Raw genomic sequence first — 1,530 nt, 5'->3', positions numbered from 1 at the left:
GCCAGTTCGCGCGCCGCCTGCGCCGCGAACTCGGGCGCGGGCGCACGGATGACGGCCAGGGTGGTGTCGCCCCGGTTCGGGAACGCGGCGGCGATGGCGGCGTCGCGCCGGGCCCATGGCGCATTCGCGTCAATCAACTGCCCGACGTCCGTATTGATCGCGAAATGGCGTGCCACATAAAGCCCGGATCCAAGTACCAGCAGCGCAAACGCCCCGAGCACCGCCCATGGGTGGCGACACGACAGGTGGACGAGCCTGGCAATCTGGTGGGTCAGCATGGTGTGCCCATTAGAACGGATGCGGTGCGGGTGACCGTATGATCTGGCGCAGCCGTGCGCGGGAACACGGACGGCCGGGAGATGGTCATATGGATGTGCCGATCGAGGATCCCATGAAACCGTCCTTATTTGTGTTTGCCCTGGTCTGTGCCATGCCGCCGCCGGCCTGTGGCCAGCAGGTGGCGGAGCGTACGCCGGAGCAAACATTGAGGAGCACGATCGACAAGGTCATGAGCGCCATCCGCAGCGATCCCGGCGCGCGCGCAGGCGACCCCGAACGAACCCTCGAGATCGTCCGCCGCGACTTCCTGCCGTCCACGGACTTCATGCTGACGACCCAGTACGCGGTGGGCAGCGCGTGGGCACGGGCGACGCCGGCCCAGCGCGAGGCGCTGTTCCGCGAATTCCAGACCTTGCTGGCGCGCACCTACGCGATCCAGCTGACGCAGATCCAGCAGGAGAACACGCAGTTCCGCTACGCCCCCGCGACCCGTTCCGCCGCGAACGCCACCGATGCCGTCGTGAAGACGACCGTGGTCACGGGCGCCGACGCGATGCCGATCGACTACCGGATGCACAAGACGTCCGCCGGCTGGAAAATCTACGACATCAACATGATGGGTGCGTGGATGATCCAGGTGTATCGCCAGCAGTTCGCCGCGCGCCTGGCGACGGAGGGCGTCGACGGCCTCATCCGATACCTGGCGGCTCATAATCGTGGTCCCTGAGCGCGGTCGCCGAACGGACGCAGGCGGCGCATTTCGAACCAGTGCCACGAGACGAGAGCCGGCACGCCGGTCGCGAGCTCGCGCATCCGTTTGACGAGCGCCAGCGACAGCGCCACATCCCCGCCCACGCCGGCCAGCTGGCCGAACAGCAGCACAGCGGCTTCCTGCACGCCCAGGCCGGCGGGCACCATGAAGCCGGCGTGGCGGACGGCTTGTGTCAGCGCCTCGATGGCGAGCGCGGCCTGCAAGCCGACGGGGTGGCCGAGCAGGGACAGCGCGTACCACGTTTCGAACGTGCCCAGCACGTTGGCCAGCAGCGACCACATCCCGGCGCGGGCGAGACGGCCTCGTTGCCGGAACAGGCGCACGACGGCCGCGTCGATGCCCGCGCCGTCCAGGTGCAATGCGATGACGTTCTGCGGCCCGAGCAGGCGCAGTACCCAGCGCTCCAGCCGCGCGAACGGCGCGCCGTGGCGGAGCAGCCACCAGGCGAGCACGGGCAGCGGTAGCGACAGCAGCAGCGC

2 protein-coding genes and 1 pseudogene are annotated in these 1,530 nt (G+C 68.8%); 1 reads left to right on the top strand and 2 read right to left on the bottom strand.

The genetic code is table 11. From position 1 onward, the window contains the following. Nucleotides 1-278: pseudogene (locus ACEN88_RS31365) on the bottom strand (RND transporter); the annotation flags it as partial. A 113-nt stretch (nt 279-391) separates the two neighbouring features. Between ACEN88_RS31365 and ACEN88_RS31360 the strand changes: the two are divergent. After that, the gene (locus tag ACEN88_RS31360) at nt 392-1,006 is read left to right on the top strand and encodes a phospholipid-binding protein MlaC (protein WP_413346022.1); all 615 of its coding nucleotides are present in this window, start codon (nt 392-394) and stop codon (nt 1,004-1,006) included. Here the strand turns inward: ACEN88_RS31360 and ACEN88_RS31355 are convergent. Continuing rightward, on the bottom strand, nt 988-1,530 hold a 543-nt coding region (locus ACEN88_RS31355), incomplete at its 5' end, for a lysylphosphatidylglycerol synthase domain-containing protein (protein WP_413346020.1). The two genes, ACEN88_RS31360 and ACEN88_RS31355, sit on opposite strands and share 19 nt — an antisense overlap.

This window comes from Massilia sp. CT11-108 (genome assembly GCF_047302915.1).
Classification (GTDB): Bacteria; Pseudomonadota; Gammaproteobacteria; order Burkholderiales; family Burkholderiaceae_D; genus Telluria; species Telluria orientalis.
Note: the sequence above shows the minus strand (reverse complement) of the source record. Positions and strands in the feature narration are given on the sequence as shown.